General features: G+C 74.1%; 12 protein-coding genes. 5 read left to right on the top strand and 7 right to left on the bottom strand.

The annotated features are described in order from the left end of the window. Positions 1–120: 120 nt before the first annotated feature. From ACIQ7D_RS11230 to ACIQ7D_RS11215, 4 genes are all read left to right on the top strand, one after another. The gene (locus ACIQ7D_RS11230; RefSeq protein ID WP_403936168.1) at positions 121–921 is read left to right on the top strand and encodes a polysaccharide deacetylase family protein; all 801 of its coding nucleotides are present in this window, start codon (positions 121–123) and stop codon (positions 919–921) included. Then, entirely contained in the window at positions 921–2,126 is a 1,206-nt protein-coding gene (locus tag ACIQ7D_RS11225) for a hypothetical protein (RefSeq protein WP_403936167.1), read from the top strand. The genes ACIQ7D_RS11230 and ACIQ7D_RS11225 overlap by 1 nt, the downstream gene beginning before the upstream one ends. Positions 2,127–2,234: 108 nt before the next feature. After that, complete coding sequence (locus ACIQ7D_RS11220; protein ID WP_403936165.1) at positions 2,235–2,948, top strand: ADP-ribosyltransferase; 714 nt, start codon at positions 2,235–2,237, stop codon at positions 2,946–2,948. Then, the gene (locus tag ACIQ7D_RS11215; RefSeq protein WP_403936943.1) at positions 2,936–4,006 is read left to right on the top strand and encodes a CopD family protein; all 1,071 of its coding nucleotides are present in this window, start codon (positions 2,936–2,938) and stop codon (positions 4,004–4,006) included. Before ACIQ7D_RS11220 ends, ACIQ7D_RS11215 begins: the two co-directional genes overlap by 13 nt. 57 nt (positions 4,007–4,063) lie before the next feature. Here the strand turns inward: ACIQ7D_RS11215 and ACIQ7D_RS11210 are convergent, their stop codons facing one another. After that, on the bottom strand, positions 4,064–5,101 hold the full coding sequence (locus ACIQ7D_RS11210; RefSeq protein WP_403936163.1) for a L,D-transpeptidase: 1,038 nt from the start codon (positions 5,099–5,101) through the stop codon (positions 4,064–4,066). A gap of 268 nt (positions 5,102–5,369) precedes the next feature. On the opposite strand from ACIQ7D_RS11210, the gene ACIQ7D_RS11205 reads away from it, so the two are divergent. Continuing rightward, positions 5,370–6,266 (top strand): family 16 glycosylhydrolase, encoded by an 897-nt coding sequence (locus ACIQ7D_RS11205; protein WP_403936161.1) that lies wholly within the window; start codon positions 5,370–5,372, stop codon positions 6,264–6,266. A gap of 8 nt (positions 6,267–6,274) precedes the next feature. Here the strand turns inward: ACIQ7D_RS11205 and ACIQ7D_RS11200 are convergent, their stop codons facing one another. From ACIQ7D_RS11200 to ACIQ7D_RS11175, 6 genes are read right to left on the bottom strand one after another with little or no spacing between them, the layout of a single operon-like run. After that, positions 6,275–7,681 carry a condensation domain-containing protein gene (locus ACIQ7D_RS11200; RefSeq protein ID WP_403936159.1) on the bottom strand — a complete coding sequence of 469 codons (1,407 nt, stop codon included), beginning with the start codon at positions 7,679–7,681 and terminating at the stop codon, positions 6,275–6,277. Next, positions 7,678–8,748: a hypothetical protein gene (locus ACIQ7D_RS11195; RefSeq protein ID WP_403936157.1), complete on the bottom strand. Its 1,071-nt coding sequence runs from the start codon at positions 8,746–8,748 to the stop codon at positions 7,678–7,680. Before ACIQ7D_RS11195 ends, ACIQ7D_RS11200 begins: the two co-directional genes overlap by 4 nt. Then, a complete protein-coding gene (locus ACIQ7D_RS11190; RefSeq protein WP_403936155.1) occupies positions 8,745–9,806 on the bottom strand; it encodes a phosphotransferase family protein in 1,062 nt (353 codons plus the stop codon). The genes ACIQ7D_RS11195 and ACIQ7D_RS11190 overlap by 4 nt, the downstream gene beginning before the upstream one ends. Continuing rightward, on the bottom strand, positions 9,803–10,801 hold the full coding sequence (locus ACIQ7D_RS11185; RefSeq protein WP_403936153.1) for a Gfo/Idh/MocA family protein: 999 nt from the start codon (positions 10,799–10,801) through the stop codon (positions 9,803–9,805). The genes ACIQ7D_RS11190 and ACIQ7D_RS11185 overlap by 4 nt, the downstream gene beginning before the upstream one ends. Beyond that, complete coding sequence (locus tag ACIQ7D_RS11180; RefSeq protein ID WP_403936151.1) at positions 10,791–12,185, bottom strand: hypothetical protein; 1,395 nt, start codon at positions 12,183–12,185, stop codon at positions 10,791–10,793. The genes ACIQ7D_RS11185 and ACIQ7D_RS11180 overlap by 11 nt, the downstream gene beginning before the upstream one ends. Further along, positions 12,182–12,451 (bottom strand): acyl carrier protein, encoded by a 270-nt coding sequence (locus tag ACIQ7D_RS11175; RefSeq protein WP_403936149.1) that lies wholly within the window; start codon positions 12,449–12,451, stop codon positions 12,182–12,184. Before ACIQ7D_RS11175 ends, ACIQ7D_RS11180 begins: the two co-directional genes overlap by 4 nt. Between the last annotated feature and the right edge of the window lie 7 nt (positions 12,452–12,458).

Raw genomic sequence — 12,458 nt, 5'->3', positions numbered from 1 at the left:
CCCCGCGGTCGCCGGGCAGCCCTCGTCACCCGCCCCCCGGGGCAGGGCCCGGCGACCCGCGCAAGGCCCCGCAGCGGGTCAATCGCCACCTTTCACCCTCTTTCCCCCTTAAATGGGGTCGTGATCCCGATCGACCGCCGCAGTGCACTGCGCGCAGCAGCCGGCGCTGCCGTCACGGGCGCCCTCGCCACCGGCTGTTCCGACACAGCACCCCCTTCTGTACAGCAACCCGCACATCCGTCCGGGACCGGTCCCGGCGCCCGGTCCGGTTCGGTGCGGCCCGCCACCCGTACCGCCCCCGCGCCCCGGCGCTTCCCCGGCCGGCCCGCCGAGATCGAGCACGGCCCACGCGACCGCGCCCGGGTCGCCCTCACCTTCCACGGCCAGGGCGACCCCGCCACCGCCACCGCCCTGCTCGCTGAGGCGGAACGCGCCGGAGCCCGGGTCACCGTCCTCGCCGTCGGCACCTGGCTCGACGAACAGCCCGCCCTCGCCCGCCGGATCCTCGACGGCGGCCACGACCTCGGCAACCACACGCTGCACCACACCGACATCTCCGACATGGACGAGGCGGCGGCGTACGCGGAGATCACCGGCTGCGCCCAGCGGCTGCACCGGCTCACCGGCTCCATCGGCACCTGGTTCCGGCCCTCCCGCACCCAGCACGCCACCCCGCTCGTCCAGCGGCTGGCCCGACGGGCCGGCTACCCGCACACCCTCTCGTACGACGTCGACTCCCTCGACTTCACCTCGCCGGGCGCCGCCGCCGTCGTCCGTACCGTCACCGAAGAGATCCGCGAGGGCTCCGTGGTGAGCCTGCACTTCGGCTACGCGGACACGGTGGCCGCCCTGCCCGCCCTCCTCGACGCACTGGAACGCCGCGGCCTGCGCGCGGTGACGACCACGGAGCTGCTGACCTGATGCCCCCCACCGCCCGCCGCGCCCCGCGCCCCACCGCCCGGCTCGCGACCGCTGCCGCCGCCCTCGCTCTCACCGCCCTGCTCGCCGGGTGCGGCGACTCCGGCGCCCCCGCCCGTACGGAGGCGGCCGTCACCAAGGCCGCCCGCCCCGCCGTCCCCGCGCGGTCCGTGCCCGCCGGTCTGCCGGGCATGCCGCCCGTACAGGATCCCAAGGACATCTACGCCGCCGACCGCCCCGGCATGCTCTCGCCCGTCGTCAAGGGCTTCCCCTCCCGGGTGTACGTGCCCAACACCAACTCCGACACCGTCTCGGTCATCGACCCGGCCACGTACGAGGTCATCGAGACGATCCCGGTCGGCCGGCAACCGCAGCACGTCGTGCCGTCCTGGGACCTCAAGACCCTCTGGGTCAACAACAACCGGGGCCACACCCTCACCCCGATCGACCCGGCCACCGGCAAGGCGGGCGAGCCGGTCGAGGTGCACGACCCGTACAACCTGTACTTCACGCCCGACGGCAAGTACGCGGTCGTCATGGCCTCCCTCGACCGGGAACTGGTCTTCCGCGACCCGCACACCATGAAGATCCTCAAGACCGAGCCGGTCACCTGCGCGGGCGTCAACCACGCGGACTTCTCCGCCGACGGCCGGTACTTCATCGTGTCCTGCGAGTTCTCCGGCGAACTCCTCAAGGTCGACACCGCGAAGATGAAGGTCATCGGCGAGCAGAAGCTGCCCTTCGAGGGGGCCATGCCGCAGGACGTGAAGATCTCACCGGACGGCGGCACGTTCTACATCGCGGACATGATGGCCGACGGGGTGTGGGTGCTGGACGGGAAGAAGTTCTCCACCCCGAAGCTGCTCCCCACCGGCAAGGGCACCCACGGCCTCTACGTGAGCCGGAACTCCCGCGAGATGTACATCTCCAACCGGGGCGAGGGCTCCGTGTCCGTCTTCGACTTCACACGCAACGAGCTGACGAAGAAGTGGGAGCTGCCGGACGGCGGCAGCCCCGACATGGGCGGCGTCTCTTCTGACGGCAAGGTCCTCTGGCTCTCGGGGCGTTACGACGAGGAGGTGTACGCGATCGACACCACCAGCGGCAAGCAGCTCGCCCGGATCCCGGTCGGCAGCGGTCCGCACGGACTGGCGGTCTACCCGCAGCCCGGCCGCTACTCGCTCGGGCACACCGGCGTCTTCCGCTGACCGGCCCGCGCCGGAGGTACGCCGGCCGGAGCGTCCACGGCCCGGCAACTCGCCCCCGTCCGGGTGACGGTCCACGGCCCGTCGCCGCGGAGCGAGGAGGGTGCTCCCATGACCACTTCTCGCCTGCGGCGGCGGGCCGCGGCCGTCGCCCTCTCCGCCGCCGCCGTGTTCGTCCCCGCCTCGGTCACCGAGGCCGTGTCCGGCCCCGAGCCGGGCCCGTCGGCCGTCGTGCGCCCCGCTGCCCCTGCCGCCCCAGCCGTTCCCACCGCCGGTCCCGCCACGCCGACCACGGGCCCCGGCCCCGCCGCCGAGCCCGCCCCGGCCCCCGACCGGTGCCCGCTCGTCGAGGACAGGATGTTCGCCGCCGTGGACCACCGGGTCGAGGTCGCGCGGATCACCCCGGCGCCGTCCTGGCGCACCGACTGCAAGCAGCTCTACCGCGCCGACGGCCGGGCGCCGCGGCTCGTCTTCGAACAGGGGCTCCACCCCGACGCGCCGCTGGGCGGCCGGTACGACCTGGGCCGCCACACCCTGGCCGGGCAGGGCTCCCCGTACGTCTCGGCCAGCTACGACCACGACCTCTACAAGGCCACGGTGGGGGACAAGCCCGCCTACAACTACTACATCGACGCGCCAGGCGGTATCGACGTCGACCGGACCCTGGGCACCGCCCGGCCCGTCTCCGGGGACGACGAGGTCGCCTTCCCCGGCGGCGTCTCCCGGGAGCGCATCGTCGGCGCCTGCCCGGTGGACACGGCCAAGAAGACCGAGACCATGGCGCTCTGCGAGGACAACCCGCACTACCAGCCCTGGCGCGGCTGACCCCTCGCCGCCCGTCCGCGTTGCCGCCCTCCGCGCTCCGCGGAGATGATGAGCGGGTGATATCTCCAGGCCCGTCCGTCGAGGACACCGCCCGCGGTTCCGGTCGCGGAGCCGCGCCGGTCACCGTGGGTCTCGTGGCGGGCGGCGCGCTGGCGGCCGTCGTCGTCGCGGTGCTGGGCGTGAGCGTCGCAGCGCGGGGTACGGGGGAGCTGCGCATACCCGGCGCGGGCGCCACCACCGTGCTGCGCGCGGCCGTCTTCGCCGCGCTCGCCGTCCACCTCGGCGAACTCGCCGGCACCCGGCTCGCCCGCACCGGACCCGCCCGCACCGGAGCCGCCTCCATGGGAGCCGTCCGCACCGGAGCCGGGCCGCGTCGCTGGGCCGTGGCCGCCTCGCTCGTCGGGGCCGGTGCCTCGGCCGGGCAGATCCTGCTGCTGGCCCAGGTCAGCGGACTCGACCTCGCCACCGTCTACGGCACCTCGGACGGCCGCTTCCTGCTCGTCATGGCCAACGGCTTCCTGCTGGCCGCGGGGTGCGCCACCCTCACCCGTCCGGCCCTCGCCCTCGCCCCGCTCGCCGCGGTCATCGGCGCGGAGGCGCTGCGGGCCCACCCCGAGCCGTACACCCCGACGCTGGGTATCGCGCTCACCGTCGTCCACCTCACGGCGGCGTCCCTCTGGACCGGCGGGCTGCTGTACGTGCTGCGCGCCATGCGGCTGCGGCGCGGCGATCCGGCCGGGGCCAGGGAACTGCTCGCCCGGTACGCCCGCCACGCGGGCCGGCTCCTCGCCGCGCTGGCCGCCACCGGCACGCTCTCCACCCTGCGCAGGCTCCCCGTGGACGTGGTCCTCACCTCGGCGTACGGCAGGGTGCTGATCGCCAAGCTCGTCCTGGTGGCCGTGGTGTGCGCGCTGGCGCTGGCGGCCAGGATCCGGCTGCGCCGGGGCGGCGACGCGGGCCGCCCCGCCCGCGCCGAACTGGCCGTACTGGCCCTGGTCGTGCTGGTCTCGGCGGTCCTGACCGTGGTCCCCGACCCGCACTGGCTCAGCACCCGCTGACACTCCGCGCGGTCCGAGCCGTCCTGCCGTTCGGCCGTCCTGCCGTCCGCGCCGGACTCACCTCAGCGCGCTGCCGGCCAGCCACTCGCTCCAGGGGACGTTCCAGTCCCCGTACCCGTTGCCGGGATCGACCGCCTCCGGCGCGCCCGTGACCCGTACGACGTCCCCGGGGATCACCTCGTCGAAGAAGCGGCGCGCCGTGCCGTCCGTGGGGAGCCCGACGCAGCCGTGGGTGACGTTCCGGCGGCCCGCGTGGGCGTCGGCCATCGGGTTCTCGTGGAGGTAGGTGCCCGAGGACGTCAGATGGACGGCGTAGTTGTAGTAACCCTTGTACGCGTCGCCGAAGCCCACCGTGCTGGAGTCCATCAGCAGCCGGCGCTCCTTGCCGGCGACGACCATGACACCGTTCCAGGTGTCCATGCCCGGCGCCCCGGCCGTGATCGGGATCCGGGTGGCGACGCCCGCCCTGACCACGGTCATGGAGTGATCGCGTACGTCGACGGTGGCGACCAGGGACCGGCCGACCGTGAAGCGCCGGTTCAGCGCTCCCCCGGGGCCGGGGGCCGCGCCGGATCCTGGGCCCGCGCGGAGGATGACCTTCGTACCGGTGGGCCAGTAGTCGCGGGGGCGGTAGTCGAGGCGCCCGCCGTCGAGGAGGTCGCGGTCCTTCACCCAGCTCCAGGCGCCGGTCACGCGCGGGCTGCTGGTGACGCTCAAGGCCCGCTCGACGGCGGCCCGTTCGGCGACGGGCACGGGGTGCTCGAAGACCAGCGACATCGGCATCCCGACCCCGACCACGGCGCCGTCCTCGACATTGACGCGTACGCGCTCCAGCGCCTCCGGTACGGGCGCCGGCGCGCTCGGCCGAGCGGGGCGTGCGGCGGCGGGCGTCACGGCAGTCGTCGAGGCCTTGTCGTCCGAGGCGGCGTCGGGCCCCGTGCCGCCCAGGAAGGAACAGCCCGTCAGCGCCAGGGCGCACAGGCCCGTGGCTCCCGGGCCGTACAGGAGACGCGCACGGAGACGGACCCGGCCACGGACAGGGACGCGGGTTCGGGTGGCGGTGTGGTCGGACTTGATGTTGGCTCCCGAAATCATCGGGTTCCCCTCGGCGGAGTTCCGGGCGAGCGCACGGCACACGGGCAGGACATAGGACATGGGAACGGGTCGGTCACGACGGAGGGCGAGTCCGACGCCTTCTACGGCTCGACGTTCCCCCGAATGGTCGGCCCTCCCTACGCCATGACGGGTGATCAGGGCGAACCGGGACACCCGCCCCGGAGCCTGCCGCACCCGTTGACGCCTGATGATCCCCTTGGGAATGTGGTGAGTCCTGATGCTTTCTGTTCCATCGTGGGGAGACCTCATGCGGGACGTACCGGCACGGAACGAGTCGCACAGCAACCACGGCAGCCACGGCGACCACGGCGAAGGGTGCGCGCCCGGCGCCGGCCGCAGGAGATTCCTCGGCGGGGCCGTGGCGCTGGGCGGGGCGATGGCCCTGGGGGCCGCCCCGCCCCGTACGGCGCGGGCGGCGACGGCGGCGGCCGGGTGGGAGGACGTGATCAACGGGTCCTTCGGCAGCTACGGCGCCTTCGAGGCGGAGTGGAACTACCTGTATCCGTGGGGAAGCGATCACAACGGCAGCGCACGGATGTACGGCAGCTCCACCGACCACAACCACATCTCTCTCGGCTCCGGAGTGCTCACCCTCCAGGCCACCCGGATCACCTGGGACGAGGGCACGAGCGGTTCCACACCGCACCTCCCGATCCGCTACCACTCGGGCGCGGTGCACGCGAAGAACCAGATCGTGGTGACCGACCAGTTCCCCGACTACGAGGTCAAGGGCGAGTTCCAGGCCCCGAGCGGGGCGGGCACCTGGCCCGCGTTCTGGCTGACCGGCGTCAACAGCTGGCCGCCCGAGAGCGACATCCTGGAGTTCAAGGGCAACACCAACAACTGGTTCAACACGTTCCGTACCTCCTCGGACGTGTCGAGCACCGTCGTCGGCGTCGCGTCGCCCGGCTCCTGGCACACGTACCGCGCCTGGATCACCAAGGTGAACGCCACGGACGTGGACATCCACTACTACCTCGACGGCACCTGGAAGGCCGTCCACCGGGGCGCCGGGTTCGTCGGCAAACCGCTGTGGCTGATCATCAACCTCCAGATGGAGGGCTCCTCGGGCTCCTCGGGACCGGGCGGCGACACGTTCTACCGGGCGCGCAACGTCTACGTGGGCCGCAACCGCACCGCCTAGCCGCCGAATCAGCCACCGAAGCTCCGCGGCCCCGCCTCGCGGGCCGCCTCGACCAGGAGTCGTTCGACGGCGAAGAGCGCGTCGGTGATCGCGCTTCTCGGGAGGCAGGAGGTGTCGGCCGCGATGTCGAGCAGGGGGCGGCCGGCGTTCTCCGTGACGCGTATGTGCAGCTTGATGTCGCTGTTCGCGGAGTGGAGGAGTTCCCAGGTCACCTCCGGGGGCCGGGCCGGTGGCCGGGTCGGGGCCGGGCGTTTGTCGCGTTGGCTCCGTACGTCGTTGAAGAGATACGTCAGGTCGAGCGGGGCGCCGCGCCGGGTCTCGATGTCCGTGGTGGCCTCCGCCAGCTCCGCCGGGTCGTAGCGGGCGTGGAAGTAGGCGCGCATCAGGTCGCGTTCGACGCGGCGCGCCAGTTCGGGGAAGGTGCCGCAGGCGGTGTCGACCGTGACCACCGTGTGCTGGGAGAGGTTGCCGACGTATCCGTCGAGCGCCTGGTCGAAGCGGTTGCTGACCGGCAGGCGGAAGGCCATCGCGGGGCGCCCGGTGCGGGCGGCGAGGACGCGGGCGGTGGCGCTCAGCCACAGGGCGCTGGAGCCGAGCCCGGACCGTACGAGCGCCGCCTCGGCCTCGGCGAGCGCCCCGGAGGCGAGCCTGCCGCACCAGACCGGCGCGCCCGGGCCGCCGTCCACCGGTTCGGTGGGGGAGGGGAAGAGCGCGGGCGGGGCGTCGGCGAGCGTGGCCCGCCAGTGGGCGACGGACCGTGCCGAGGTACGGCGGCTGCGCGCGCGGGCCTCCACGCCGGCCTGCTCGGCGGGTCCGTGCACGACCGGGGGGAGCGGTGGAGGGACGGCCGACGTGCGTTCCGTTGTGGCTGTCGCGTGGGCCAGGAGCGTTCTGGCCTCCGAGGCGAGCACGCGCTCGCTGTGCCCGTCCAGCACCACGTGCGAGCAGACCAGTACGAGGTACGTCGCGGCCCCGCCCCGGGTCACCACGGCCAGCCGGGGCGCGAACTCCCGGTCCAGCAGCGGCTCCTCGGCCTGGAACGCCGCCACCAGCGCGGCGGCCGTCGCCCGCTCCCGGTCCTCGGCGGGCGCCTCCTGGACCAGGACGGGCAGCACACCGTCCCGGTGGATCACCTGGTACAGCCCGCCCGCGTCCTCCTGGAAGGTGGTACGCAACGACGCGTGCCGGACCACGAGCTGCCGCAGGCAGGCAAGGGCCGTGCCGAGGCCGACCGGTGCCCCGACCGGGATGATCTGGGAGAGCTGGTAGAAGCCGCCCGGACGGTGCCTGGCGATCGTGCGCCACATCTCCCGCTGGCCCCACGTGGCCGCGTACACGCCCTCGGCACTTCCGGGAGGGGCGCTGAACGCCAGGTCGACCGTCTCACGGAGGGTGCCGAGCGAGCCCGCGGTCATGACGCGGCCTCTTCCGCCAGCAGCCGCGAGTAGTCCGGGAGATGCGCCGCGGCCTCCCGGAGCGTGTGGTGCGGCTCCTCGATCACGGCCAGGTCGAACCCTGTCTCCGCCCAGCGCGCGAACGTGATGCCGAAGCCGAGCTCCAGCCACAGCGCGCTGTTGCGCTCCTCGTGGCCGCCGTACGGTTCGAGCAGTACGGCCGGGGTCGCCGACCAGAGCGAGTCCAGCAGAGTGCCGCCGCCCGGCTTGCTGACGGTGGCGACCGCGGCCCGCGTCAGGTCGAAGGAGCCGTGGTGCCCGGCACCGCGGGTGAAGCGGGGCGGCTCGCCCGGTACGACCCGGCCGAACGGCGGATAGCCGTCGTCCAGCCATGGATGCCACCCGGGGTCGACCATGAAGGAGCGGACGTCCGGGTCGTCGCCGGTCACGTCGGCCTCCTCGTACGCCACGACGTCCAGCGCGAAGCCGTGCGCACGCAGCTCCCGGGCCCGCTCCCGGTAGGTGCCGATGCCCCAGCCCCCGCCGTGCACCAGCAGCCGCCGCTCCCGCTCCCGCCAGGGCAGCGCGGGCTCCCGGGTGACGGGGATGCTGTACGGGATCCGCCCGCCCGCGGCGTCGGCCAGCCACATATGGCGAACGCCGGGCGCGGGGTGGCCGGTCTTCACGAAGGACGGCGAGGCCACCGAGTCCACATGGCAGACATCGACCGGCGGCGCGCCGGCCCCGTACCGGGACACGTACCGCTCGACGATCGGCAGCCAGAAGCCGGAGAACACCACGAACCGGTCGATCCGCTCGGCCCGCCAGCGCTCGATCAGCTCCTCGACGGCCGTGTCCGCGACCGTGGCCGACGGGTCGGTCGCCACCCGCTGGCCGGTCAGCGCGAACCGGAAGTCCCGGTGGAACGCCCACTTCATGGCGGCCGTGGTCGTCAGCGTACGTTCCGGCAGCAGCCGTTCCAGTACCTGGACCTCGGCGTCCGCGCCCTGTTCGCGGAGCCGGTCGGCCAGCAGCAGCCCGGGTACGTGCACGCCGAGTGCCACCCCGGAGGTGAGGATCTCGATCACGGCCGGCCCCCGGTCCCGGCCCCTGGCAGGGCCGCCAGCTCGGTGCGCAGATGCCGGGCCACATAGCGGTCCCTGGCCACCTGCTCGGGACCGGAGAAGCCTCTCGGCACCGCCTCGACCAGCATGATCAGGTAGAGGTAGCAGCGGTAGAGGGCGAGCCGCCGCCGGGTCTCCCCGTCGAAGTCGACCCGGCCGCCCGCCGACCGGTATCCGCCCAGGAACGCCTCGTCGCGCTCGATGTCCTCGAACAGGGCCAGGGAGACCAGATCCGCCAGCGGATCGCCCCAGAAGGCGCGTTCACCGTCGACCAGACCGCTGATCCGGGGCGCCGCGCCGGGGGCGGCCCGGTCCACGAGGACATTGCCGTCCCAGAGGTCGAAGTGGACCAGCGCCGGGGTCGTCACGGCGTCGAGCGGATCCGCCGAGGCCCGCACCGTCTCCCGGATCCGCGCGGCGGGCTCCGGCAGGCGCACGCCGAAGGTCTCCGCGTCGGCCAGGACGGCGTCCACCATCGCGAGGAACACGGTGCGCCAGCCCGGCGGGGACGAGGGGAGGGCGCCGGACCGGTCGGCGGACAGAGCCTGCGGGTAGCCGAAGGCCGGCCCCGTCACCCGGTGCAGCGCCGCGACCATCGCGCCCAGTTCACCCCGGAGCGCCGCCCGCTCGCCGTCCCCGATCTCCTCCCGCGCCGCGTGCCAGTTGGTGCCCGGCAGATCGGAGAGCACCAGGAAGTCCGTGTCGATCAGCTCGCGGGAGAAGTCCGCGCACACCACCTCGGGCACCGGCGCCCGGCCCGCGGCGGCCGCGTAGAACAGCCCCTCGGTCCGCATGATGCCGTGTTCGTAACGCAGCGTCGGACCGGTCGGATCGGGCGCGATCTTGACGACGAGGCCGCGGTGGCCCGGCCCCTCGCCGGCCAGGCGGACCCGGTAGACCGTGTTGAACGTCGCGTCCGCCAGTTCGGTGCGCGAGCGCACCGAGGCGGGGTCGACGCCCGCCGCCGCGAGCATACGGTCGAACTGCCGCTCCCCGGGGCGCCGTTTGTGCAGATTGTTCACCGTGTCTGCCTTTCCGACGCGCGGACCGCGTCCTGGTGGATCGAGGCCATCAGCTCGACGCGCGCACCCGCCCGCTCCAGCGCGCCGTCGTCGTTCGGATGACCGCCCGACAGCGCCGCGCGGACGCGGTCGAGCTGGGAGTCGTAGTACGCCACCGGCGGGAACGCCAGCACCTGCCTGGTCCCGTCCGCGCGCCTGACCACCAGATTCAGCGGCAGCGCGCCCATCGTCGGCAGCAGAAAGTTGCGCAGCCGCACCTCCGCCCTCTCGAAGACGAACGCGTGGCGGGCCTGGTGCACCTCGCCGACCTCACAGCGGAGCACCGCCTCCCGGCCGTCCTCCCAGTCGAGGCGGGCCTCGAAGGACCGGTCGCTCCCGTACGGGCCGTCGAACCGCCCCGTACCGCGCCCCGTCGCGGCGCCGAGCCCCACGGTGGACTGGACCGCCTGGAGCCAGTAGCTCGCGCAGTCGCGGAAGATCCCGCCGCCCAGCTCCGGCCGCTCCCGGTAGCTGCCCGCCGCCGGGACGCCGAAGCGGATGTCGGTCCGTGCGGAGCGCAGCCGCCCGTACCGGCCGTCCTCGACCATGGCGCGGACGGCGCCCTGCCACGGATGGCCCGCCGTGGGCACCGCCTCCACCACCCGCACCCCGCCGGCCGCCGCGGCCTCCCGGATCGCGGCCAGTTCGTCGGGACCGAGACAGAGCGGCTTCTCCACGACGACATGGCGCCCGGCCCGCGCGGCGCGCTCCACCCATGGACGGTGCGCCGAGTTGTGCAGCGACACATACACGGTGTTGACGCCGGGGTCAGCCAGCAGGGCCGCGTAGTCGGCGTGCACCCGGGGGATGCCGTGCCGGGCGGCGAACGCGGCGGCCCGCCCGGGATCGCTCGCGGCCACGGCGCGCACCCGTACGTCGCCGCACCGGGAGCTGGGCCCCACCACCGCGCGCTCGGCGATCGCGGTCGCCCCGATCAGGCCGATGTCAAGCCGCATCGGCCACCCCGCCGGCCGCCCCACCGTCGACGCCACGGGGCGTCAGCCCGGCGTCGGCCGCCGCCGCCAGCACCCGGCGCCGCAGCGCGGGCGCGTCCTCGGGGCGGCAGAACAGGGCGCAGTGCACCCGGCCGCCGGGGGCCGCCAGCGTACTGCCGCTCAGCAGAGTCACCCCGGGGCGCGCGCCCCCTCCGTACAGCGCGCCGTCCCGGCGCAGCGCGGCGCTCAGATCGGCGACGGACCGGCCTGGAGGCACGGCGAGGTCCAGCTGCCGGAGGTGGCCGCGCAGGCCGTCACCCCTCTCCCGGACCCGCTGGTCCAGGCGGAGCGAGAGCAGGCCGAGGGAGCGGCGCGCGTTGATCTCCAGTACGGGGACGACGGTCCCGTCCTCGACCACCATGGAGTCGACGCCGACCGGACCCCAGTACCCGGCGGCGGCGAGCGCGTCGGCCACCGCCGTGAGGGTGCCGAAGTAGCCCTCCGCGTCGAGGCGGGCGAGGAAGCCGGGGTCGGCGGGGTGCGAACCGGCGTACCGGAAGCGGTGGTTGGTCATCATCAGCACGCCCAGGACGGTGGCCTCGCCGGTACGGGCGATCCGCAGATGCCCGGAGAAGTCGTACCGCCTGGCATACCGGCGCTGCACCAGCAGCTCGATCCGCCGCCCCGCCGCGACCTGCCGGTCCAGGGTGCGCAGGACCGCGCGGAGCACACCGGGCGCCGCGATCTCCAGGGTGTCCCGGCCCGACACCCCGTACGGGTCCTTCACCAGCACCGGGCAGCCGAACTCGGCGACGGTCGCGGTCAGTTCGTCCGTCGTACGGACCACGCGCCCGGCGCCGGGCAGCCCGAGCCGCCGGACGAGCGCGTTGGACCACGCCTTGGAGTTGACCTCGGCGACCACCGCCGCCGGCGGCAGCAGACCGGGTCGGCCCAGTCGGCCGGTGAGGGCGGCGGTGTCGGGGAGCACCGCGTAGGGCAGGACGTCCGGACAGGCCGCGACGCGCTCGCACGCGGCGCTGTCGGCGGCGATCAGCGCGTCGACGGTGCGGGGGCGGTCGTCGGCCGCCGCCCCCGACCGCAGGACGTACGGCTCGAAGCGGATCCCGCACACGGCCAGCCCTTCCCGCACCTCGGCCGCCATCGGCGTCCGGGTCACCAGCAGATCGCCCGGCGCGCAGAACCCGGCCAGCAGCTCGTCCATCGCGGCCACGGCGCCCGCGCCGCCCGGCACGGCGACCGCGGGCAGGGCGGCCAGCTCCGGGGCCCGCCACCACCGCTCCGCGTCGAACGTGCCCCAGTGGGCCGCGCGGGCCGCCGGAGCCGCGCGGCCCGCCGGGACTTCCCGGCCGGCCGCGTCCGCCGGGGCGCCCCGGCCCGCCGTCACCGCGCCGCCACGCCAAGACCGGCGACGTACCCGACGAACTGCCGTACCGACCGCAGATCGTCCAGCCGCAGGTTCTCGTAGTCCAGCTCGATGTCGAAGGCGTCCTCGATCCCCAGCAGGAAGGAGATCACCTGGAGCGAGTCCAGGCCGTACTCGTCGATCAGATCGGTGTCCGGGCCGATCGCGTCCCGGGCGGCGTCGTCCGGCAGCACACCGGCGAGCACATCCTTGATCCTCAGCTCGATCTCGTCCACGGTCACACTCATCCCCACC

The sequence above is a fragment of the Streptomyces sp. NPDC096310 genome (genome assembly GCF_044763125.1).
In the GTDB taxonomy this organism is placed as follows: Bacteria; Actinomycetota; Actinomycetes; order Streptomycetales; family Streptomycetaceae; genus Streptomyces.
The sequence above is the reverse complement of the archived record's forward strand: the minus strand, read 5'-3'. Positions and strand labels throughout refer to the sequence as shown.

Bases quoted from the DNA above. Each gene is read 5' to 3' on its own strand.
- ACIQ7D_RS11175 (WP_403936149.1), bottom strand. From the start codon at position 12,451: ATGAGTGTGACCGTGGACGAGATCGAGCTGAGGATCAAGGATGTGCTC.
- ACIQ7D_RS11185 (WP_403936153.1), bottom strand. From the start codon at position 10,801: ATGCGGCTTGACATCGGCCTGATCGGGGCGACCGCGATCGCCGAGCGC.
- ACIQ7D_RS11225 (WP_403936167.1), top strand. From the start codon at position 921: ATGCCCCCCACCGCCCGCCGCGCCCCGCGCCCCACCGCCCGGCTCGCG.
- ACIQ7D_RS11220 (WP_403936165.1), top strand. From the start codon at position 2,235: ATGACCACTTCTCGCCTGCGGCGGCGGGCCGCGGCCGTCGCCCTCTCC.
- ACIQ7D_RS11200 (WP_403936159.1), bottom strand. From the start codon at position 7,681: ATGACCGCGGGCTCGCTCGGCACCCTCCGTGAGACGGTCGACCTGGCG.
- ACIQ7D_RS11205 (WP_403936161.1), top strand. From the start codon at position 5,370: ATGCGGGACGTACCGGCACGGAACGAGTCGCACAGCAACCACGGCAGC.
- ACIQ7D_RS11210 (WP_403936163.1), bottom strand. From the start codon at position 5,101: ATGATTTCGGGAGCCAACATCAAGTCCGACCACACCGCCACCCGAACC.